15 protein-coding genes, 2 pseudogenes and 1 riboswitch are annotated in these 22,644 nt (G+C 67.7%); of the genes and pseudogenes, 6 read left to right on the top strand and 11 right to left on the bottom strand.

The window, feature by feature from the left end; all coding sequences use genetic code 11:
- The 5 genes and pseudogenes from BN2156_RS04815 to BN2156_RS04795 all read left to right on the top strand — a co-directional run bounded on the left by BN2156_RS04815 (position 1) and on the right by BN2156_RS04795 (position 8,908).
- Positions 1-2,259 (top strand): molybdopterin-dependent oxidoreductase, encoded by a 2,259-nt coding sequence (locus BN2156_RS04815; RefSeq protein WP_264035180.1) that lies wholly within the window; start codon positions 1-3, stop codon positions 2,257-2,259.
- Complete coding sequence (locus BN2156_RS04810) at positions 2,256-3,329, top strand: zinc-binding dehydrogenase (protein WP_090510809.1); 1,074 nt, start codon at positions 2,256-2,258, stop codon at positions 3,327-3,329. The genes BN2156_RS04815 and BN2156_RS04810 overlap by 4 nt, the downstream gene beginning before the upstream one ends.
- 63 nt (positions 3,330-3,392) lie before the next feature.
- A complete protein-coding gene (locus tag BN2156_RS04805; protein ID WP_110811017.1) occupies positions 3,393-4,319 on the top strand; it encodes a 3-methyladenine DNA glycosylase in 927 nt (308 codons plus the stop codon).
- Positions 4,320-4,397: 78 nt separating this feature from the next.
- Positions 4,398-6,596, top strand: coding sequence for a malate synthase G (locus BN2156_RS04800; protein WP_090510806.1), 2,199 nt, complete (start codon positions 4,398-4,400; stop codon positions 6,594-6,596).
- 55 nt (positions 6,597-6,651) lie between these two features.
- A pseudogene (locus tag BN2156_RS04795) lies at positions 6,652-8,908 on the top strand (substrate-binding domain-containing protein).
- Between the two features lie 45 nt (positions 8,909-8,953).
- On the opposite strand, the gene gcvP reads toward BN2156_RS04795, so the two are convergent.
- From gcvP to secA2, 11 genes and pseudogenes are all read right to left on the bottom strand, one after another.
- Entirely contained in the window at positions 8,954-11,785 is a 2,832-nt protein-coding gene (gcvP, locus tag BN2156_RS04790) for an aminomethyl-transferring glycine dehydrogenase (RefSeq protein ID WP_090510805.1), read from the bottom strand.
- Between the two features lie 153 nt (positions 11,786-11,938).
- A riboswitch (glycine riboswitch) is annotated at positions 11,939-12,037 on the bottom strand.
- Between the two features lie 104 nt (positions 12,038-12,141).
- Positions 12,142-12,762, bottom strand: coding sequence for a MerR family transcriptional regulator (locus BN2156_RS04785; protein ID WP_090510802.1), 621 nt, complete (start codon positions 12,760-12,762; stop codon positions 12,142-12,144).
- A gap of 246 nt (positions 12,763-13,008) precedes the next feature.
- Complete coding sequence (locus BN2156_RS04780; protein WP_003882030.1) at positions 13,009-13,503, bottom strand: bifunctional nuclease family protein; 495 nt, start codon at positions 13,501-13,503, stop codon at positions 13,009-13,011.
- Between the two features lie 123 nt (positions 13,504-13,626).
- Positions 13,627-14,385: a transcriptional regulator FtsR gene (gene ftsR / locus BN2156_RS04775; protein ID WP_090510797.1), complete on the bottom strand. Its 759-nt coding sequence runs from the start codon at positions 14,383-14,385 to the stop codon at positions 13,627-13,629.
- A gap of 3 nt (positions 14,386-14,388) precedes the next feature.
- Positions 14,389-14,868 (bottom strand): glycogen accumulation regulator GarA, encoded by a 480-nt coding sequence (gene garA, locus BN2156_RS04770; protein WP_090510794.1) that lies wholly within the window; start codon positions 14,866-14,868, stop codon positions 14,389-14,391.
- Positions 14,869-15,056: 188 nt separating this feature from the next.
- Positions 15,057-15,452 carry a glycine cleavage system protein GcvH gene (gene gcvH / locus BN2156_RS04765; protein ID WP_090510791.1) on the bottom strand — a complete coding sequence of 132 codons (396 nt, stop codon included), beginning with the start codon at positions 15,450-15,452 and terminating at the stop codon, positions 15,057-15,059.
- A gap of 34 nt (positions 15,453-15,486) precedes the next feature.
- Positions 15,487-16,239, bottom strand: a complete 753-nt coding sequence (locus tag BN2156_RS04760) for a DUF881 domain-containing protein (protein ID WP_090515481.1) — start codon at positions 16,237-16,239, stop codon at positions 15,487-15,489.
- Positions 16,240-16,405: 166 nt separating this feature from the next.
- The gene (locus BN2156_RS04755; protein ID WP_003882035.1) at positions 16,406-16,738 is read right to left on the bottom strand and encodes a small basic family protein; all 333 of its coding nucleotides are present in this window, start codon (positions 16,736-16,738) and stop codon (positions 16,406-16,408) included.
- Positions 16,739-16,766: 28 nt separating this feature from the next.
- A pseudogene (locus BN2156_RS04750) lies at positions 16,767-17,596 on the bottom strand (DUF881 domain-containing protein).
- On the bottom strand, positions 17,593-18,213 hold the full coding sequence (locus BN2156_RS04745) for a CDP-alcohol phosphatidyltransferase family protein (RefSeq protein ID WP_090510788.1): 621 nt from the start codon (positions 18,211-18,213) through the stop codon (positions 17,593-17,595). The pseudogene BN2156_RS04750 and the gene BN2156_RS04745 overlap by 4 nt, the downstream one beginning before the upstream one ends.
- Positions 18,214-18,222: 9 nt before the next feature.
- Complete coding sequence (gene secA2, locus BN2156_RS04740; RefSeq protein WP_090510785.1) at positions 18,223-20,580, bottom strand: accessory Sec system translocase SecA2; 2,358 nt, start codon at positions 20,578-20,580, stop codon at positions 18,223-18,225.
- A 120-nt stretch (positions 20,581-20,700) separates the two neighbouring features.
- On the opposite strand from secA2, the gene BN2156_RS04735 reads away from it, so the two are divergent.
- Positions 20,701-22,626 carry an ABC transporter ATP-binding protein/permease gene (locus tag BN2156_RS04735; RefSeq protein ID WP_090510783.1) on the top strand — a complete coding sequence of 642 codons (1,926 nt, stop codon included), beginning with the start codon at positions 20,701-20,703 and terminating at the stop codon, positions 22,624-22,626.
- Positions 22,627-22,644: the final 18 nt, after the last annotated feature.

Genomic DNA, 22,644 nt, shown 5'->3' with positions numbered 1-22,644 from the left:
CTGGCGGCGCGGGGCCGAGACGGCCGCCATCTGCACGGCTGTCCGCTGTGTGAAGCCATGTGCGGCTTGGAAGTTCACGTCGAGAACGGCCGGGTCACCCGCATCAAGGGCAATCCCGACGATGCGTGGAGCCGCGGTCACATCTGCCCGAAGGGCGCCTCGCTGGCAGCGCTCCACGACGACCCCGACCGGATCCGGCGCCCGATGATCAAGACCGGCGGAACCTGGCGCGAGGTGAGCTGGGACGAGGCGTTCCGCCGCTGCACCGAACTGCTCGCCCCCGTCATCGAGAAGTACGGCATCGGCGCGGTGTCGGCCTACACGGGCAACCCGCTGGGACACACATTTTCCCTGAGCCGCTATGCCGGGGTGCTGATGGGCATGTCCGGCATCCCGTCCACCTATTCGCCCGGGACCATCGACCAGTGGCCGAAAAACCTGTCGTCACACCTGATGTACGGCAGCTGGTGGAGCTTCCCCATCCCCGATCTCGAGCGCACCGACATGTTCGTCATCATGGGCGCCAACCCCGCCGCCTCGCAGGGGTCCATGATGTCGGCACCCAACGTCGTCGGACTGATCGACGACATCCGCAAGCGGGGCAAGGTCATCGTGATCGATCCGGTCCGCACCGCGACCGCAGCCCGGGCCGACGAATGGCTGCCGATCACCCCGGGCACCGACGCGGCGCTGCTGCTGGCGGTGACGCATGTCCTGTTCGACGAGGATCTGGTCCGTACCGGCCACCTCGCACCCCACCTCGACGGCCTGGACCGGCTCCGTGCGCTCGCCGGCGACTGGTCCCCCGAACGCGTCGCGGACACGTGCGGTATCGACGCGAGCCGCATCCGGGAACTGGCCCGCGAGCTCGCGGCGGCGCCCCGCGCCGTCGTCTACGGCCGAATCGGGTTGTGCAATCAGGAATTCGGCAGCCTCGCCAGCTGGCTGGTCGACGTGGTGAACATCCTGACCGGACACTTCGACACGCCCGGCGGCGCGATGTTCCCGCGTCCGGCGGTCTGGACGCTGACCACCGAGACGCTGCCCGGGCTGGAGGACGGCGCGGCCGGTTTCGGGCGATGGCACACCAGGGTCCGCGGGGCAAAGGAAGTCCTGGGCCAAGCGCCGGTGTCCTGTCTCGCCGAGGAGATCGCCACACCCGGAGAGGGCCAGATCAAGGCCCTGATCACGGTGGCGGGCAATCCGGTGCTGTCCACCCCAGGCGGGCACAAGCTCGACGAGGTGCTGCCCGGTCTCGAAGCGATGATCGCGGTGGACATCTTCCTCAACGAGACCACGCGGCACGCCGACGTGATCCTGCCGGGCCTGTCTCCGCTGGAGCAGCCCCATCACGACGACCTGCTGCTGGGCTTCGCGATCAACAGCTTCGCGAACTACTCGGCACCGGTGTTCTATCCCGAGGATCCCGACCGGCCCGAGGAATGGGAGATCCTGATCCGCCTGACCGGGCTGTGCACCGGAACCCCGGCCGAGGACGTCGACGTGGCGGCGATCGACGACGGCTTCTTCGACTACATGGCCTTCACCCGCGGCCTCGACGGCGCCGCGCTGCGCGAGCAGTACGACACGGGCGGGCCGGAACGGATGCTCGACCTGACCCTGCGGACCGGACCGTTCGGCGACCGGTACGGCGAGAACCCCGGCGGGGTGACCCTGGAGGCGCTCAAGGCGCAGCCCGACGGCATCAACTTCGGCCCCATGGTGCCCCGGATCGCCGAGGTGCTGCGGACGGCCGATGCCAAGATCCGCCTCGCCCCCGAGTACCTGATCGACGACCTGCCACGGTTGGCGGCACGGATCACCCGGGCCCCCGACGACCTCGTGCTGGTCAGCCGCCGACATCTGCGGTCGAACAATTCGTGGCTGCACAACATGCCGCCGCTGATGAAGGGCAAGAGCCGCTGCACGTTGCAGATCCATTCCGCCGATGCCGACCGCCGCGGACTCCGTAGCGGCGACGTCGTGACCGTCACCTCGGAAAGCGGCAGCATCGACGTTCCCGTCGAGATCACCGACGACATCAAACCGGGCGTGGTGTCGATGCCGCACGGGTGGGGACACGCCAAGGCCGGAACCCGCCTGCGCGTGGCCAACGCCTCCCCCGGCGTCAACACCAACATCTTGTCGCCGCCGGCATTCGTCGATGAGCCGTCGGGCAACGGTGCGCTCAACGGCATCCCCGTGACCGTCAGTGCAGCGACCGCCCTGCACCGCAACCATGAAATGGAGAAACAGTGAACGATACTGCAGCCAAACCGATTTCAGCTGAAGCCTGGGTGGCCACAGCCCTCGGCGACCCGGCGAAGGTCCTCGAACGCCAGACCGTCGAGGTGCGTGCACCCGGACCCGGCGAGGTGCGGGTCGCGGTGCGGGCGTTCTGCCTGAACTTCAACGACATCGACGTGATCCAGGGCCGCTACACCACCATGCCCCTGCAGCCGCCGTTCATCCCCGGCATGGAGGCCGTCGGTGTCGTCGAGAGCGCCGGGCTCGGCGCCGAGCACCTGGTGGGCCGGCGCATCGTCGGGATCCCGTCGATGGCCTTCGGCGGGTACGCCTCCTACGCCATCGTCGATGCCGCGACCGCCCTCGAACTGCCGGCCTGGATCAGCGACGCCGACGGTGCCGCCCTGCACTACCCCTTCCACCTGGGCTGGTTCGCGCTACACGAGCGCGGCCGGCTCAAGCCCGGCGAGACGCTGCTGGTGCACGCGGCGGCCGGTGGCACCGGGTCGGGCGCGCTCGTGCTCGGCAAGGCGCTCGGCGCCCGCGTGATCGCCACCGCGGGAAGTGACGAGAAGGCCGAGTTCTGTCGTCAGCTGGGCGCCGACCACGCCATCAATTATCGCAACGGCGACTGGGTCGAGCAGGTCATGGATCTGACCTACGGCCGCGGCGTCGACGTGGCCTTCGACGCGGTCGGCGGCAGCGTCACCACCGACACGTTCAAGTGCATGGGCCTGAACGGGCGTCACCTGATGGCCGGATTCGCCGAGGACATCGCCCTGGAGGACGGCGACTACCTGTCGCCTCGTCCCATCGCCTACGGCAACTTCGACGTGTGTGGGGTCTGCCTGGTCTACGTGACCGACCCGGTCGCCGTCCGCCGCACCCTCGGGTTCAACTGGCCCGCCCGTTCCGAGGGTCTCGACGCCCACGTCAAGCTGCTCGAAATGCTGCGCACCGGCGCGATCAACACCGTCATCGGCGCCGAGGTGGCGTGGTCGGACCTGCCGGCACAACTGGAGCGGATGCAGGCCCGGCAGACCACGGGCCGACTGGTGGTCAGCACCGGCGCGCACGACTGAGGCCGCAACTCCGCAGGTAGGCTCGAGCCGCACGGCGGCGGCGGGCCACCTAGTGGAGGAGACATGGAAGGACGCGCTGGATCTGGCGCGGCTGGACTGACCCTGCCGGGCGTCGCCGAAGCCGACGAGGTTTTGGCGGCCCCGGACTGGGCGCAACGAGCAGAATCACACCGGCGACGCGCCGACGAGTTCCTCACACCGCACCTGCGCCGCCAACACGCCGGCCAACCGCATCCGGTGTGGGATTTCCTGTTCACCTATTACAGCCTGCGTCCCCGTCAGCTGCGGCGATGGCATCCGGGATTCGGGGTGGTACTCGCCGGAGAGGGCGCCGGGGAGTACCTGAGGCGGACCGGGTACGGCCCGCATCCGGACGGTGTCACCGTGCGGCACGATTACCTGCGCGCCCGCACCGACACGGTCCGGTTCGTCGCCCGGTTGATGCGCGCCACCGCGGCGCGGGCACCCCGGATGAACTGCTTCGGCCTGCATGAGTGGGCCATGGTGTACCGGGCACCCGAGCTACGGCACAATCAAGTTCCGCTGCGCCTCGGCACCGCCGGAACCGACGCCGTCGTCGAGTCAATGCCCTTGCGGTGCAGTCACTTCGACGCGTTCCGCTTCTTCACCGACGCTGCCGTCCCCCGCAACGACCGGCAACTGAGCCGCGAGCAACAGGTCGACACCGAGCAGCCGGGCTGCATCCACGCCGCCATGGACACCTACAAGTGGGCCTACAAGCTCGGCCCCCTGGTGCCGTCGGAGTTGGTGATGGATGCGCTCGATCTGGCGGCCGACGCGCGGGCACTGGACATGTGTGCCAGCCCATACGACCTGAAGCAGTATGGTTTCGAGCCGATCGCCATCGAAACACCGGCCGGGCGTGCCGAATACGTCAGGGCTCAACAGCGCATCGCCGAGCGGGCGGCTCCGTTGCGGGCCAGGCTGGCAAACCGGTGTGAGCTGTTGCTCACCAGGCTGGACGGCTGAAAGGCCGACGTTACCAATGGGTAAGCTGGATAAACGGCAGGCATCGCACGGTGCCTGGAGCCGAGGGAGGAAACGCGCATGACCAATCGCGTGACTGTCGGAAACCTGCGTGTCGCGCAGGTGCTGCACGACTTCATCACGAATGAGGCACTGCCGGGCACCGGCGTCGACCCGGACAGCTTCTGGTCCGGCGTGGACAAGGTCGTCGCCGACCTCACCCCGAAGAACCAGGACCTGCTGGCCCGTCGCGACGATCTGCAGGCGCAGATCGACAAGTGGCACCGCGCCCACGTGCTGGAGCCCGTCGACCCCGAGGCCTACAAGCAGTTCCTCACCGACATCGGCTACCTGCTGCCCGAGCCCGCCGACTTCACCATCACCACCTCCGGCGTCGACGACGAGATCACCTCGACCTCCGGCCCGCAGCTCGTGGTCCCGATCCTCAACGCCCGCTTCGCGCTGAACGCCGCCAACGCCCGGTGGGGCTCGCTGTACGACGCGCTGTACGGCACCGACGTCATCAGCGAAGAAGACGGCGCCGAGAAGGGCAGCGGCTACAACAAGCTCCGTGGCGACAAGGTGATCGCCTACGCCCGCAACTTCCTGAACCAGGCCGTGCCACTGGCCGCCGGCTCGTGGGCCGAGGCCACCGGTCTGAAGATCGACGAGGGCCAGTTGCTCGTCGAGTACGGCGACGGTCTGTCCTCCGGCCTGGCCGCCCCCGAACAGTTCGTCGGCTACACCGGCGAGCTGGGCCAGCCACAGTGGTCGGTGCTGCTGCGCAACCACGGCCTGCACATCGAGATCCTGATCGACCCCGATTCCCCCGTCGGTTCGACCGACGCCGCGGGCATCAAGGATGTCGTGCTGGAATCCGCGATCACCACGATCATGGACTTCGAGGACTCGGTGGCCGCCGTCGACGCCGACGACAAGGTCCTGGGCTACCGCAACTGGCTCGGCCTGAACAAGGGTGACCTGGCCGAAGAGGTCAGCAAGGGCGGCAAGACCTTCACGCGTGTCCTCAATGCCGACCGCACCTTCACCACCCCGGACGGCGAGGGCGAACTGACCCTGCCCGGGCGCAGCCTGCTGTTCGTGCGCAACGTCGGTCACCTGATGACCAACGACGCCATCGTCGACTCCGACGGCAACGAGATCCCCGAGGGCATCCAGGATGCGCTGTTCACCGGTCTGATCGCCATGCACGGCCTGAAGTCCTCCGCCGACAACGGCGAGCTGACCAACAGCCGCACCGGTTCGGTCTACATCGTCAAGCCCAAGATGCACGGCCCCGACGAGGTCGCCTTCACCTGCGAGCTGTTCGGCCGCGTCGAAGACGTGCTCGGCCTGCCGGGCGGCACGCTCAAGGTCGGCATCATGGACGAGGAGCGTCGTACCACGGTCAACCTGAAGGCCTGCATCAAGGCCGCGGCCGACCGCGTGGTGTTCATCAACACCGGCTTCCTGGACCGCACCGGCGACGAGATCCACACCTCGATGGAAGCCGGCCCGATGATCCGTAAGGGCGCCATGAAGTCGCAGCCGTGGATCAAGGCCTACGAGGACAACAACGTCGACGTCGGCCTGGCCACGGGCCTGGCCGGCAAGGCCCAGATCGGCAAGGGCATGTGGGCCATGACCGATCTGATGGCCGACATGGTCGAGCAGAAGATCGGTCAGCCGAAGGCCGGCGCCACCACCGCGTGGGTCCCTTCGCCGACCGCGGCCACCCTGCACGCGATGCACTACCACCAGGTGGACGTCGAGGCCGTGCAGAAGGAGCTCGCCGGCAAGAAGCGCGGCACGATCGAGGAGCTGCTGACGATCCCGCTCGCGGACTCATCGTTGAGCTGGTCGCCCGAGGAGATCCACGAAGAGGTCGACAACAACTGCCAGTCGATCCTGGGCTACGTGGTGCGCTGGATCGACGCCGGTGTCGGCTGCTCGAAGGTGCCCGACATCCACGACGTCGCGCTGATGGAAGACCGTGCCACCCTGCGGATCTCCAGCCAGCTGCTGGCCAACTGGCTGCGTCACGGCATCATCACCGAAGAAGATGTCAAGGCCAGCCTGCGCCGGATGGCCGCTGTGGTCGACGAGCAGAACGCCGGTGATCCCGAGTACCTGGCGATGGCACCCAACCCGGATGCCAGCATCGCGTTCGGTGCGGCACAGGAGCTGATCCTGTCTGGCGCGGCGCAGCCCAACGGTTACACCGAGCCGATCCTGCACCGGCGCCGCCGCGAGTTCAAAGCGAGCACCGCCGGGAAGTGATTAGACTTCGGCGGGTCCGGATGACTAGTCGGCGCGAGACGTACAGGGGTTAGGAATGGGCAGGCACAGCATTCCCGACCCTGAGGATGCTCCCGACGAGCCCGACCACGGGCACGTCGGCGACTCCGGGTACTCCGACGAATACGAGCGCCCCCGCGGCGACCAGTCACGGCGCGCCGGAGACGATTTCGATCAGCCCGGGCCTCCGCCCGACCACGGTTACCGGGACGCGCCTGCCTACCGCCAGGAGCCCGATTACCGGGACGACCGCGGGTACCGGGCCCAGCCCGATTACCGCGCACCCCAGTACGCCGACGGTGACGACGAGTACGAATCGGACTACCCCGAGCCGTATGCCGACTACGACGAAGCGGACTTCGCCGAGGACGACGGTTACGAGGACGAATACGTCGACGGCTACCGCGGTAAGTATTCCGACGAGTACGACACGGAGTACTCCGACGAGTATGCGGCCGACGACGATTACGCCGACGATCAGCCGACCGCGCAGTTCGGGGCGGTCTCCGAGCCGCCACCCCCGACCACCCCGACCAGTCGCCAGCGCGGCGACTGGGACGGCGGTGAGTGGACCGGCAGCCATCGCGCTGTCGAGTCCGGCCGCCGCGGCGTCAGCGTCGGGGTGATAGTCGCGCTGGTCACCGTGGTCGGCGTGGTCGGCGCGATGATCCTGTGGAAGTTCTTCGGCGACGCCCTGCAGCGACGCGGCGGCCGCGCGCTGCGTCGACGGCGAACTCGGCGTCGCGGTGATCGCCGACCCCACGATCTCCTCACACATCGAGGGACTGGCCAACACCTATAACGAGTCGGTCAGCCCGGTCGGTGACCGCTGCGTCAAGGTACGTGTGCAGTCCGCCGACTCCGACCGTGTGGTCGGCGGCTTCGCCAACGCCTGGCCGAGCGAGCTCGGCGACCGGCCGGCACTGTGGATTCCGGCCAGCAGCATCGCCGAGGCCCGGCTGGAGGCGACCGCGGGCGCCAAGACCGTCAGCGACAGCCGCTCACTGGTCACCTCGCCGGTTCTGCTCGCGGTCCGTCCGCAGCTCAAAGACGCGTTGGCGCAACAGACCTGGGCCACCCTGCCGCAGCTGCAGAGCAGCCCGGCCGCGATGAACGCGCTCAAGCTGCCCGGTTGGGGCACCCTCAAACTCGCTCTGCCGACCCACAGCAACGGCGACGCCGCCTCCCTGGCCGCCGAGGCGGTCGCGGCGGCAGCTGCCCCCTCTGGCGCGCCTGCCACCTCGGGCATGAGCGGTGTCAACAGCCTGCTCCGCGGGCAGCCCAAACTCGACGATGCCGAGCTGGGAACCGCCATGGACGCGCTGCTCAATGCCTCCGATCCGGCGACCGCGCCGGTGCACGCCGTGGCCACGACCGAGCAACAGATCTTCCAGCGGGGCACCTCGCTCGATGACGCCAAGTCCTCGTTGGCCGGCTGGCTGCCGCCCGGCCCGACCGCCACCGCCGACTACCCGACGGTGCTGCTCTCCGGGGACTGGCTGGAGAAGGAACAGGTCACCGCCGCCAGCGAATTCGCCCGGTATCTGCGCAAGCCCGAACAACTCGCCGAGCTCGCGAAAGCCGGCTTCCGTGCCGAGGGGACGACACCGCCGAGCAGCGATGTCACCTCTTTCAGCCAGCTGGCCGCGCCATTGTCGATCGGCGACAACACCATGCGGGTGACCGTGGCGAACGCCACGGCCGCGCCGACGGGGAGCCCTGCGGTCACCATCATGCTCGACCAGTCGATGCCGACCGAAGAGGGCGGTAAATCCCGGTTGGCCAACGTCGTGGCCGCGATCAACGGCCGGCTCAAGGCACTACCCGACACCGCCTCGGTGGGCCTGTGGACCTTCGACGGCACCGAGGGCCGCTCGGAGGTCTCCACGGGGCCGCTGGCCGAACCGGTGAGCGGTCAACGCCGCTCGGATGCGCTGACCTCGACGCTCGACGAACAGTCCGCCTCCGGTGGCGGGGCGGTGTCGTTCACCACGCTGCGGATGATCTACAACGAGGCACTGTCCAAATACCGCGAGGGCCAGACCAATTCGATCCTGGTGATCACCACCGGACCGCACACCGATCAGAGCCTGGACGGGCCGGGGCTGCAGGAGTTCATCCGCGGCGCGTACGACCCCGCCAAGCCGGTCGCGGTCAACGTGATCGACTTCGGCAGTGGCTCGGACCGGGCCACGTGGGAGGCCGTCGCACAGGCGAGCAGCGGCACCTACCAGCATGTCTCCAGCTCGGCCTCACCCGAGCTGACCACCGCCGTCAATACCCTGCTGGGCTGATCCGCGGCCTCCCGCGGCCGGCACACACCGGCCGCGGGTGTCGGCTCAGGCGAAGGCCTCGACCGGCGGGCAGGAACACACCAGGTTCCGGTCGCCGTACGCGCCGTCGATGCGACGCACCGGCGGCCAGACCTTGGGACGGAACCCCTTGCCCAACGGGTAGGCAGCCTGTTCGCGGGTGTACGGGTGATCCCAGTCGGCCACCAACAGGCACTCGGCGGTGTGGGGCGCGTGGCGCAAGGGGTTGTCCTCGACAGTCCAGACACCGGCTCCGACTTTGTCGATCTCGGCGCGAATCGCGATCATCGCGTCGCAGAACGCGTCGACCTCGGCCAGGCTCTCGCTCTCGGTCGGCTCGACCATCAATGTGCCGGCCACCGGGAAGCTCATGGTCGGTGCGTGGAACCCGTAGTCCGCCAAGCGCTTTGCCACGTCGTCGACGGTGACGCCGGTGGCCTTGGTGATCCCCCGCAGATCCAGGATGCACTCGTGGGCGACCATGCCGTTCTCGCCGGTGTAGAGCACCGGGTAGTACTCGTCGAGCCGGCGGGCCACATAGTTGGCCGAGGCGATCGCGGTCAGCGTCGCCTCGCGCAGGCCCTCGGCACCCATCATCCGGATGTAGGCCCACGTGATCGGCAGGATCGAAGCCGATCCGTACGGTGCCGCCGAGACGGTGTGCTCATCGGGCAGTTCGTCGGCCAGCGGATGACCGGGCAGGAACGGAGCCAGGTGCGACCGCACCGCGACCGGCCCGACGCCGGGGCCACCGCCGCCGTGCGGGATGCAGAACGTCTTGTGCAGGTTCAGATGGCTGACATCGCCGCCGAAGCGGCCCGGCCGGGCCAATCCGACCAGTGCATTGAGGTTCGCACCGTCCACGTAGACCTGGCCGCCCACGTCGTGCACCGCCGCGCAGATATCGGCGACGTCGTGCTCGTACACCCCGTGCGTCGACGGGTAGGTGATCATCAGCGCCGCAACCCGATCCGCGTGTTCGGCGATCTTCGCGCGCAGGTCGTCGAGGTCGACGTCACCGTTCTCACGGCAGGCCACCACCACAACACGCATGCCGGCCAGCGCCGCCGATGCCGCGTTGGTGCCGTGCGCGCTCGACGGGATCAGGCACAGGTCGCGCTCGGTGTCACCGCGGGACACGTGATAGGCCTTGATGGCCAGCAATCCGGCGTATTCACCTTGTGAACCGGCGTTGGGCTGCAAGGAGATCTGGTCGTAGCCGGTGATCCCGGTGAGCCAGTCCTGCAGATCGGCGATCAGTTTGCGCAGTCCGGGGTTGTCCGATGCCGGCGCGAAGGGGTGCTGACGGCCGAACTCCGGCCAGGTGATCGGCTCCATCTCGGCGGCCGCGTTGAGCTTCATCGTGCAGGAGCCCAGCGGAATCATGCTGCGGTCCAAGGCGATGTCTTTGTCGGCCAGCGACCGGAGGTAACGCATCATCTCGGTCTCGGTGCGGTAGGCGTTGAACGCGGGGTGCGTGAGGAACTCAGAGGTTCGCGTCTCGATGCCCGCCGTCGCCGGCGCGCCGGCGGCGACCCCGAACGCCTCCAGGACCGCGGCCACATGCTCATCCGTGGTCGCCTCGTCACATGACACCGACACGTGGTCGGCGTCGACCCGCCACAGGTTGATCCCCTTGGCCTTGGCCGCGGCGACCACCGCGTCGGCACGCCCGGGAACCCGGGCCAGCACGGTGTCGAAGTACTTGTCGTGCACCAGCGCGTCGCGGAGCGCGCCCGCGATCGCCGAGGCATGGCCGTGCACGCGTCGCGCGATGGCGGTCAGTCCTGCGGAGCCGTGGTAACTGGCGTACATCGCGGCCATCACCGCCAGCAGCACCTGCGCGGTGCAAATGTTGCTGGTCGCCTTGTCGCGACGGATGTGCTGCTCGCGGGTCTGCAGCGCCAGGCGGTAGGCCGGCGCCCCGTCGGCATCGACGGAGACACCCACCAGCCGGCCCGGCAGTTGCCGGGCGTGCTTGGCGTGCACGGCCAGGTAACCGGCGTGCGGACCTCCGAATCCCATTGGCACACCGAACCGTTGGCTGGTTCCGAAGGCCACGTCGGCCCCGATCTCGCCCGGCGGGGTGATCACGGTCAGTGCCAGCAGGTCGGCGCCGACGGCGACGAGCGCACCATGCTCGTGGGACTCGGTGATCAGGCCCGTCCAATCCACGACCCGCCCACTGGCTCCGGGCAGCTGCACGATGACGCCGAAGAATTCGCCGCCAGGAAGTCCCTGACTCAGATCCGCCGTGACGATCTCGATACCGAGCGGCTCTGCACGGGTGGCCAGCACGGCCGCCGTCTGCGCGTACACGTCGGTGTCGACCAGCAGCCGATCGGACTTGGACTTGGTGGCGCGGTGCATCAACGTCATCGCCTCGGCCGCGGCGGTGCCCTCGTCGAGCATCGAGGCGTTGGCCACTTCGAGGCCGGTCAGGTCCGACACCATGGTCTGGAAGTTCAGCAGGACCTCCAGGCGGCCCTGGCTGATCTCTGGCTGATAAGGCGTGTACGCGGTGTACCAGGCCGGGTTCTCAAGGATGTTGCGCCGCAAGACGGCGGGGGTGAACGTGTCGAAGTAGCCCTGACCGATCATCGAGACCGCGGTCGTATTGGAGTCGGCCAACGCCCGCAGCTCGGCCAGGGACTCCTCCTCGGTGGCCGGCGCGGGCAGGCCCTCAAGGCCGGGGGCGACCCCGTCGCAGGACAGCGCGTCGAGAATGCCTGCCGGCAGCGCCTTGGCGGCGAGCTCGTCGAGGGAGGTCACGCCGATCACCTCGAGCATGGTGCTCACGGCGGTGGCGTCCGGGCCGATGTGACGATCGGCGAAACGCGATTGATGCTGGTCGGACACGACACTCTCCTGAGGCGCAGACGTGCTCAGACGTCGTAGGCGTCCCTCTCCCTCTGTCGTCGACCCGGTCCGGGCGCCTGAGAGATTCAGCCCCGGTACAGGGCTTTTCCCCATGGGCGGGTGCCCATCGGGCACCACTTTCCAGAGGCATCGGGGCCTGGCGCGGTCCTGGGTGCCTGAGAGGTTGACGGAGAGGTATTGCTCCTTCGGCGTCCGTGGCTGGCTGTCACGAAACTCTCCCGCACGAGGGCGATGCGTCCGTCATCTTACCGGGCTTCAACCGGTTCGCGAACAGACGCGCAGATACCCCACATCGCCTGATGTGGGGTACCTAGGTGTCTGTTGGTGAGAGCGATTCAGCCGATCTTGCGGTCGCGGCTTTTGCGACGGGAGGCGAGCTCGTCCTCGGGTGATGCGATCGACTCGCCGCCGTCGGCGCGCTCGCCCGGGAAGTCGGCGATGGTGCCGGTCAGCTCGCGCATCGCGCCGGATACCGCGATGCCGAACACGCCCTGACCGCCCTGCAGCAGGTCGACGACCTCTTCGGCCGAGGTGCACTCGTAGACCGTGGTGCCGTCGGAGAACAGGGTGATGTTGGCCAGATCCTGTACCCCGCGCTGGCGCAGGTGGTCGACGGCGACCCGGATGTTGTGCAGCGAGATACCGGTGTCCAGCAGGCGCTTGACGATCTTGAGGACCAGCACGTCCTTGAACGAGTAGAGGCGCTGGCTACCCGAACCGGCCGCGCCGCGGATGGAGGGAACCACCAGTGACGTACGGGCCCAGTAATCGAGCTGCCGGTAGGTGATGCCGGCGATCTGGCAGGCACTGGGACCGCGGTAGCCGACCAGTTCGTCCGGCACGGAATCGTCGGGGAACAGCCCGCCCTGCACGGGTTCGCCAACGGGCCTGACAGGCGGCTCCGCGCCGCTCCCGGTGGTCAGATCCAACTCTTCCTGCCGTGGCGTGTCACCCACTGTGAATCCTCTCGCCGATCGAACTCGCCCGCACCGTACTGCTATGTCCTGCACCGCAGCAATTTCTGCCGCGGCGGTTTGCTGTGAGCTCGAATGTGTCGAGCATACGCTTCCCACCGGGCCCTGATTGCCCGCTGCAGAGAAAGTATGGCGCCCGAATTCGCGCCCGATTGACTCCCGCGCCGCGTGTTGACCCCGGTATGCCTACTTGAGACGCATCCGTGATCTGCAGGGCGCGGGCGACGATCATGTGGCCTTGAAGTCGTCCGGGGAGACGCTGTCCAGGAACTCCTTGAACTTCTCCACCTCGTCCTCACGGACGGTGCCGGCCGCCTCTTCGTCGTTCTCGTCTGGAATCAGCAGGCCGGCCTCGGCCAGCACCGCCTCCTCCACGTAGATCGGCACGCCGACGCGCAGCGCGATCGCCACCGAATCCGAAGGCCTGGCCGACACCTTGATGTCGCGGTCGAAGATCAGGTCGGCGTAGAAGGTGCCTTCCTGCAGGTCGACGATCCGCACCTCTTTGAGGGAATGCCCAAGGGCGGCAATGACATCTCGGATGAGGTCATGGGTGAGAGGCCGGGCCGGTTCGACGCCCTGCTGTTCCAGTGCGATCGCAGCCGCCTCCGACTGCCCGATCCAGATCGGCAGGTAGCGGTCACCGTTGGACTCCCGCAAAAGCAACACGGGCTGGTTCTGCGGCTGTTCCACCCGAATGCCGACCACGCGAACCTCAGCCATCTGTGCCTGCCCTCCGCACCGCCGTGCCGTTTCGTCGAATCTTCGTCCGTCGCGCAGTCCGCCAATACCTGATCGCCAGGGGTCCCGACTTAGACGAACTGGCCGTCAAAACGAGTCTAGTCCTCAGCGATCCAGAACGTCGCGTACGGCGGACTTGATCAGTGACGTGTGCAACGTGATCGCCAAGGCCGCCACTTCACGGGCCAGGTCATCAGCACGGTCGCGGGCTCCGGCCTTGCCCGCCTTGCCGACTGGGCCCGCGATCTGGGCGATCAGGTCGGATTGCCGGTCCGCCGCGGAGCGGAACGCCCGCAGATGCCGGGGCTCGACACCGTAGTCACCCAGGGCGCGCGCACACTGGGCGATCACCACGGAATGTTCGTCGAAAAACCCGGCGGGCCCGGCGGTGATGATGCCGTTGCGGAGCAGAGCTCCCAGCATCTCCTCGTCGATCCCCGACCGGGACAGCAGGTCTTCGCGGGACAGCCGGACCTGGGTCGGTGCCACCCCCGAAATACCAGCGGCACCGTCCGCCACGTCGCCTCCGTGGTCACCACGCTCGGATACCGGCACCAAACGCGGCACCCCGTACGCGGATCCTGCCTGTGGCAACTCTCCGTCGGGTTGGGCGTCCAGCTGAGCCTTGATCACTTTCAACGGCAGGTACTGGTCACGCTGCGCGGTCAGGATGAACCGCAGCCGCGCACAGTCGTAGGCAGTGAACCGCCGGTACCCCGACGCGGTGCGCTGCGGCGTGATCAGCCCCTCTGCCTCGAGGAACCGGATCTTGGAGATGCTGACATCCGGAAAGTCGCCCCGCAGCAGGTCGAGCACTGCGCCGATCGACATCCCGGCCAGCGCAGGTGTGTCGGGGGCAGTCATCGGCTAGCTGGCGGAGCCGCTGTCGTCGTCAGACCGAGGTCCGGTGAGGAACACCAGGCGGAACTTCCCGATCTGCACCTCGTCACCGTTGGCGAGTACGGCCGAATCGACCGGCTCGCGGTTCACGTACGTGCCGTTGAGGCTGCCGACGTCGACAACCTGGAACTCGCCGCTCTCCAACCGGAACTCGGCGTGCCGGCGGCTCACCGTGACGTCATCGAGGAAGATATCGCTGTCCGGGTGACGCCCCGCCGACGTGGTCGGCTGATCGAGCAGGAAACGCGATCCGGCGTTCGGTCCGCGCTTGACGACGAGCAATGCCGAACCCGCGGGCAGGCCCTCGACACCGGAAACGGCGCCTTCGGTACCGGCCGTTGCGGGCGCATCCAGTTCGTTCAAGAAATCCGCGCGGAAAACCGATGTGGTCTCCACCGTCACGTCTTCCGACTGGTCGGCCCCCAAATTGCTGTCCTTGTCCGTCACCCGCTGCTCCTCACTGGCTGCTGTGGCGTTGCCCGGCGTGGCCCCAGCCCATCGTCGGTCTCACGTCGACCGTACCGCGCATCAGGCATCATTGGGTCCACCACCGCCGGATCCGATGGGGAGATATCTGCGCGCCGGGCACGGCCCAACCGGTCTCGGCGACCGGCCCTCGAAACCCTAACAACTCGTTACTCGGTTACGGCGGCGCGGTAGCCGTCCGCGTCGAGCAAACCGCCCAGGGCGTCCTCCAGGGTGCCCTCCTCGAGGCGCAGATCGACCAGCCAGCCTTCGCCGTAGGGGTCGGAATTGACCAGCTGCGGGCTGCCGTCCAGATCACCGTTGACCGCAACGACTTTCGCTGCGACCGGGGCGTACAGGTCCGACACCGACTTGGTCGACTCGACCTCGCCGAACGCATCGCCTGCGGCCAGCTGGGCCCCGACGTCGGGCAGTTGGACGAACACCACGTCGCCCAGCGCGGACTGCGCGTAATCGGTGATGCCGACGCGCACCGTGTCGTCACCGGTACGCAATACCCACTCGTGTTCCGAGGTGTAGTAGAGGTCGGCTGGGATCTCGCTCACGGCGCTCCTTTGGTCTGGAGGTGTTGGTTGCTGCTCACTTGACGGGCTGAGCGTATTGGCGTGGTTTCGGTTGCCGCAAGGCGGTGACGTCGACACGCTCGGCTTGTTGTACCACCATCGTGCCGCCGACGCGCTTGACACTGTCCATTGCCCCGCCGGGAATGTTCATCGCGGCGGCCAGTGTCGGCGGATCCCCAATCGCCAGAACCGAATACGGCGGCCGCAGGGTCACGTCGTCGACCGTGAGTGCGCCTGGTGCACCGATGATCCAGGTGTCGAGGCCCACCCGTACCGCGGACGCCTGATCGCCGCCGCGAATCTCAATGGCCTCGGCCCCGGCCGCCCGCAACTCGTTGATCACATCGAGCATCGTCTCGGCGGGCACCCCGGGCGCGTTGTCTTCTATGGTGAGCGTCACTCCGGGACCCGTCGCGGCCACGGTCCCGATCTGGATGGACAGCGCTTCCAGCCGCGACTGGGCATTCTCGATCGCGGCCTGATCGCTGCTGCCCGAGGCCTGCAGCTGCTGCAGGGTCCGCTGCAGGTCGGCCACCTCGGTATTGAGCGAGCCTTCACGTTGCTGCAGGGAATCCAGGAGCACCAGCAGGTCTGCCGGCCGCGCGGTCTCCAGCGAATCTCCTGACTCGTTCTGGCGAACCTGCGTGACGATCGCCATACCCAGCAGAATGCACAACAGCACCCCCAGACCGCCGAACACGAGCTGCGATCGGCTGCGCTGGACGATCCGCAGATTCCGGAACCGGCGCGGCGAGACATCCGCCGGCATCTCGTGGCGGCCGTGGTGCTCGCCGTGGTGGTCGGGCTGGTGTTCGGGTTCGGCCTCGGGCCGAGTCTCGGGCTCGGCTGCCGGTGGGGCCTCGGACTGGTCCGGCTCGGCAGCACCGGCGGGTTCGTCCGGCTCGGCCTGGGATTTGGACTCGGGTTCGCTCATGTCAGGCGCCGAACAACCTGCGCCGCAACGCGGCGGCGTTACCGAAGATGCGGATACCGAGGACCACGATGATCGCCGTCGACAACTGGGTACCGACGCCCAGCTGATCGCCGACGTAGACGATCAAGGCGGCCACCAACACGTTGAACACGAACGACACCACGAACACCTTGGCGTCGAATATCCGCTCCAGATAGGCCCGCAACCCGCCGAAGACCGCATCGAGTGCCGCCACCACGGCGATCGGAAGGTAGGGCTCGACGAACTCGGGGACGCTCGGGTGGAACACCAACCCGAGTACGATCCCGACGACCAGTGCGACGATCCCGATCATCTAACGGTCAATCCTGTGCACGTCAGGCCTATCCAATCTGTTTGGCGAAGTTGACATCTCGTACCGACACCGCGGGCACGGTCAGACCGTCGCCCGCGCTCACATTCACCCCGACCCCGTACGACGTCTCCAACAGCCGCAGCCGCTGCAGACCCGGAGTGCGATCGAACGTGTCGGCCATCCCCTTCGGCGGTCCGATCGCCACAATGACATACGGACTCGTGATCGGCTGGTTGTCCACCAGAATTCCGCCGCCGGCCTGACGGATGGTGACACCGGAGCCGACCCGCACGCCACCCACCGAAACCGCCTCTGCCCCACTGGCCCACAGCGAATTCACCACCAGCTGCAGATCCCGGTCGAGGATGATCTGCTGACCCCCGGCCACCCGCTGTTTGGACACATCGCTCAGATCTTTGGACAGGCCGGGATCGGTGACCGTGACGGTGAGCCCGGGACCGATCATCGGAACCGCCGCGGCCTCGATGTTGGCCGTATCCAGACTGCCCAGCAGCTGCTGACCGTTCTCGTCCATACCGAGCCGGCTCCGCCGCTCGGCGTCCACCTGGTCCACCAGCGCGTCGCGCTCGGAACTGGCCTTGTCCGCGCCGATCTGAGCCGCACGCACCCGCCCGGACAGGGTGTGCTGGGCTTCCCGGGCGGCCGGGGCGGCCGTCTGGGCCTGACCGGGCGCGGCCGGTCACCGGCCTCGCGTGCCGCGGCGGCCGCGGCATATCCGGGGTCGAGATGCTCTGACAACAACGACCTCAGGAGCGAGGGCAGCGGAATGCGCTTGGGTGCGTGGGCCTCGTGGTCGTTGAGGCCGGCCCCCGACTCGTAGCCGCCCAGGGTGCTCATGACCGCGGCGGGAGTTGTCGCACCACCATCGTCACCTGGATCAGGTACAGCACCGCTGACCACAGGTACAGCGCCACGCCCCACAGCAGGAAGGCCCATCCGCAGGCCAGCGCCACCCGGCTCCACGTCGCGTCCCACTGGCCGAGCAGTACCCACGGGAAGCCCGACATCAGCGCGAAGGTGGCGGCCTTACCCAGATACGTCACCGGTAGCGCGGTCAATCCCCGGCTGCGCAGCAGCGGCAGCGTGGCGGCGAGCAGCGCATCGCGGCCGAGCAGGGTCAGCACCAGCCACCACGGCACCACGCCGTACAACGCCAGGGCGACCGGCACGGTGACCATGTAGATGCGGTCCACGAGTGGATCGAGCAGTTCGCCGAGCCGCGACGACTGATTGTCCACCAGGCGCGCGATCTTGCCGTCGGCCCAGTCGGAGAAGCCGCTGAACATCAGCACCGCGACGGCCCAGCCGTTGGCGTGCAGCCCGAACAGCAGCCACAGGAACACCGGCACCAACACCAGGCGCAACACACTGAGCGCGTTGGGCACGGTCAGCACCCGATCGCGGGCAGTCGGCGCCGGTGCGCTCCTGCCCTCGGGAGCAGGCGCGTGGTCCATGCCTAAAACTTAGCGGAACACACCCGGCAGGCTCAGCGCCGACATGGTGTCGTCGTTGAGCGGGTTGTCGTGAACCATGTACGTCCACGTCGACGTCGGCCGCGCGAGCTTGGACAGGTCGATTCCCGGCTCGTCCTCGATCGAGTCCGCCGTGTCGAAGGTCTGCTGGGCGGCCTCGATGGCATCGGCAGCCAGCGAGGCGAACGCGTCCACGGCCATCCGGTGGAACTCGTCGAGCGGGTTCTGGCGGCCCAGGGCCCGCAGGTGGATGCTCTCCCGGATGTCGGCGAGGAAGGCCAGGTGGTCACACCAGCCCCGGTCCAGGTGGTACAGCATGATCAGCCGGCAGATCTTCTCCAGCTTCTCCTCGCCGTCCTCACCCAGCTCCTCGGCCAGTTTGGCGTAGCGCTCCGGGGACCGGGCCTGAAGCTCCTGGCGGGCGGTATCGGTACGCAGCAGTGTCTCGCGGCGGTCCACGATGATGGCGCGCTGCTGGGCGATCAGCTGGTTGTAGCGCCAGGTGTTGGCGTGCACGTCGAGCAGCCTGCCCTCGGCGACGCGCTGGGCGTGGTCGAGCAGACCCGCCGCCTTGGGCGCGATGATCCGGCCGTCGTCGTCGGTTTCGGTGGGCAGTTTGGTGTCGTCGAGGTGCGACGCCACCACCTCGTCCTCCCAGCTGGAGAAGAACACCGTCGAGCCGGGGTCGCCCTGACGCCCGGCGCGCCCGCGCAGCTGGTTGTCCAGTCGTTCGGTGTGGTGCCGTCCGGTGCCCACGACATGCAGCCCGCCGAGCTCGGCCACCTTCTCCTTCTCCGGCGAGTCGTCGCCGACCTCGGATCCGCCCAGCCGGATGTCGGTGCCACGGCCGGCCATCTGGGTGGACACCGTCACCGAGCCCAGCTTGCCCGCCTCGGCGATCACGGCCGCTTCTTCGGCGTCGTTCTTGGCGTTGAGCACGACGGCGGGAACCCCGGCCTTGACCAGCCTGCGGTGCAGGTCTTCGGACTCGGCGACGTCGTGGGTGCCGACCAGCACCGGCTGGCCGGTCGCGTGCACGTCGGCGATGTGCTCGACGATGGCGTGGTTCTTGGCCGCCTCGGTGAGGTACACCCGGTCCGTCTCGTCCTCGCGGATGTTCGGCTTGTTCGGCGGGATCGGCGACACCCCGAGCTTGTAGAACTGGCGCAGCTGCTCGCCGGCGGCCAGCGCGGTGCCGGTCATGCCACACACCGTCGGATACCGGTTGACCAGCGCCTGGACCGTGATCGTGTCGAGCACCTCGCCGGTCTCGGTGGTCTCGATGCCCTCTTTGGCCTCCACCGCGGCCTGCAGGCCGTCCGGCCATCGCTGCAGCGAGGCGATGCGCCCGCGCGACGCGTTGATCAGGTGGACCGCACCGTCACGCACGATGTAGTGCACGTCGCGCTGCAGCAGCACATGCGCGTGCAGCGCCACGTTGACCTCGGTGAGGGTGGTGGCGACGTGCTCCTCGGAGTACAGGTCGATGTTGCCAAGGCGCGATTCCAGCTTGCGGGCTCCGGCCTCGGTGAGGTGCACGTTGCGGTTGTCGTCGTCGGTCGCGAAATTCTCGTCGGAACCGGGTCCGCTGATGAGGTCGCCGACCATCCGGATGATCTCGACGCGCGGCTGTTCGCGATGGCTGGTGCCGGCCAGGACCAGCGGGACCAGCGCCTCGTCCACGAGCACCGAGTCGGCCTCGTCGATGAGTGCCACGTCGGGGTTCGGTGAGACCAGGTCGGCGACATCGGTGACCAGCTGGTCACGCAAGACGTCGAACCCGATCTCGTTGACCGAGGCGTAGGTGACATCGCACTCGTAGGCCGTGCGACGCTGTTCGGCGGTGGAGTCGGCGGTGATCCAGCCGACCGAGAGCCCCATCGCCTCCAGCAGCGGGGTCATCCACTCGGCGTCACGACGGGCCAGGTAGTCGTTGATCGTGATGACGTGGACGTGCCGGCCGCCGATCGCGTAGCCCGCCGCCGCGATCGCCCCGGCCAGGGTCTTGCCCTCGCCGGTGGCCATCTCGACGACATCGCCGGCGAGCATGCGCAGGGCGGCGAGCAGCTGCACATCAAAGGGCCGCAGACCGGTCGTCCGGTCGGCGGCTTCCCGGGCCAGCGCCAGGAACTGAGGCATGTCCGCGGACGCGGCCAAATCCTTCAGTTCGAGCAGCTTGGCGGCTTTGGTGAGCTGCTCGTCATCGAGTTTGGCAGCCTTGTCCTCGAATCCGGCCGCACCCTTGACCTCTGAGAGCGACCGGGCCTCGTTCCGCTCGGTGCTGGCCCCCAATAGCTTCCAGAACTTGCTGCTCACACGGCCCGGTTTGGCGTTGGACGTCTTCGGCACATGTTCACGGTACGCGGACGCGGCGGATGCCTTTGAGTGTGACCCCGGACGGGATCGGCGGGGCCACGCCTGGAGACGTCCCACGAGGCTGGCACCGGTTGTTGGGGGTACTTTGCCCGCATGGACATGTTCAGCCCGACACTCGACTGGGGCGATGAGCTGATCGCCTCGCTCAGGTGGATCGGTATCGCCTGGGGTATCGCCGCGGTCGGCACGCTGGCCGTACTCACGGTGGTCGGTCTGGTGACCCAGTGGGGACGACAGTTCTGGCGTATCACCGGCGCCTATTTCGTGGGCCCGGGCTGCGGCAAGGTCTGGCTGTGGCTGGGCACGATCCTGCTGTCGGTCATCGTCGGTGTGCGGCTCGACGTGCTCTTCAGCTATCAGGGCAGCGACATGATGACCGGTGTCCAGGTGGCCAGTCAGGGTTTGGCCGCCGGCAATGAGCAGGTCAAGCAGTCCGGCGTCACCGGCTTCTGGACGGCGCTGGCCATCTTCTGTTTCCTGGCCGTGCTGCATGTGGTCCGGGTCATGCTCGACCTGTTCATCATGCAGCGGTTCATGCTGGCCTGGCGCGCCTGGCTGACCGATCGGCTCACCGGGGACTGGCTCGACGGCAAGGCCTACTACCGCACCCGGTTCATCGACGACACGATCGACAACCCCGATCAACGTATCCAGTCCGACATCGACATCTTCACCGCCGGTGTGGGGCCGTTGCCGAACAATCCGAACAATCTCAGCAAGAGCACGCTGTTGTTCGGCGCGATCGATGCGGTGGCGTCGGTCGTTTCGTTCACCGTGATCCTGTGGAACCTGTCCGGCAACCTCACGCTGTTCGGAATCACGATGCCCCGGGCCATGTTCTGGATCGGGATCCTCTACGTGCTGATCGCCAGCATCGTGGCGTTCTGGATCGGTCATCCGTTGATCCGGCTCACGTTCGACAACGAGAAGTACAACGCCGCGTTCCGTTATGCCCTGGTGCGGTTGCGTGACGCCGCCGAGGCGGTGGCGTTCTACCGCGGCGAGATCGCCGAGCGGCTGCAGCTGCGGCAGCGTTTCGAACCGGTGGTGTCCAACTACCGCCGCTTCATCAACCGCTCGGTCAAGTTCTACGGCTGGAACCTGTCGATCAGCCAGATCATCGTCCCGCTCCCCTGGCTGCTGCAGGCGCCGCGGTTGTTCGCCGGTGAGATCAAGCTCGGCGCGGTGACGCAGACGTCGTCGGCGTTCACGAGCATCCAGAACTCCCTGTCCTTCTTCCGTAACTCCTACGACGCCTTCGCCGGGTGGCGGGCGTCGATCCTGCGTCTGCACGGCTTGGTGGTGGCCAACGAGCAGGCCCGCGACCTGCCCGAGCTGACGGTCGAGCCGAGCAAGGACTGCCTGGTCGAGCTCGAGGCGGTCGAGGTGCGTACCCCGGCCGGCGAGCCGCTGGTGAACAACCTGGACCTGCGACTGGACTGTGGCGACACCCTGATCGTGACCGGCAGGTCCGGCGCCGGAAAGACCACGCTGCTACGCAGCCTGGCGCAGCTGTGGCCGTACGCCACCGGGACCTTCCGTTATCCGGTGGACGCCAACGAGACGATGTTCCTGTCGCAGATGCCGTACGTGCCGCTCGGCGATCTGCGCGCCGTGGTCTCCTACCCCGCCGAGCCGGGCAGCATCCCGGACGAGGAACTGCACGCGGCACTGCAGAAGGTGTCCCTGCCGCAGTGCTCGCAGCGGCTGTCCGAGGTGGCCGACTGGGCCAAGGTGCTCTCCCCCGGTGAGCAACAGCGGATCGCGTTCGCGCGAATCCTGCTGACCCGGCCGCGCGCGGTGTTCTTCGACGAGTCCACCTCCGCGCTCGACGAGGGTCTGGAGTACTCGATGTACGCGCTGGTGCGGGCCGAGCTGCCGGAGACCATCTTGGTCAGCGTCACCCACCGCAGCACCGTGGGCCAGCACCACGAGAAGCATCTGCAGCTGCACGGCGAGGGACGCTGGTCGCTCGGCGAGGTCGAGGACGACGCGGCCGACCTCGTCAAGCAACGCTGATCAGGCGGTGATTCCCGG

It is taken from the genome of Mycolicibacterium neworleansense (assembly GCF_001245615.1).
GTDB lineage: Bacteria > Actinomycetota > Actinomycetes > Mycobacteriales > Mycobacteriaceae > Mycobacterium > Mycobacterium neworleansense.
This window is presented reverse-complemented; position numbering and strand designations above follow the sequence as displayed.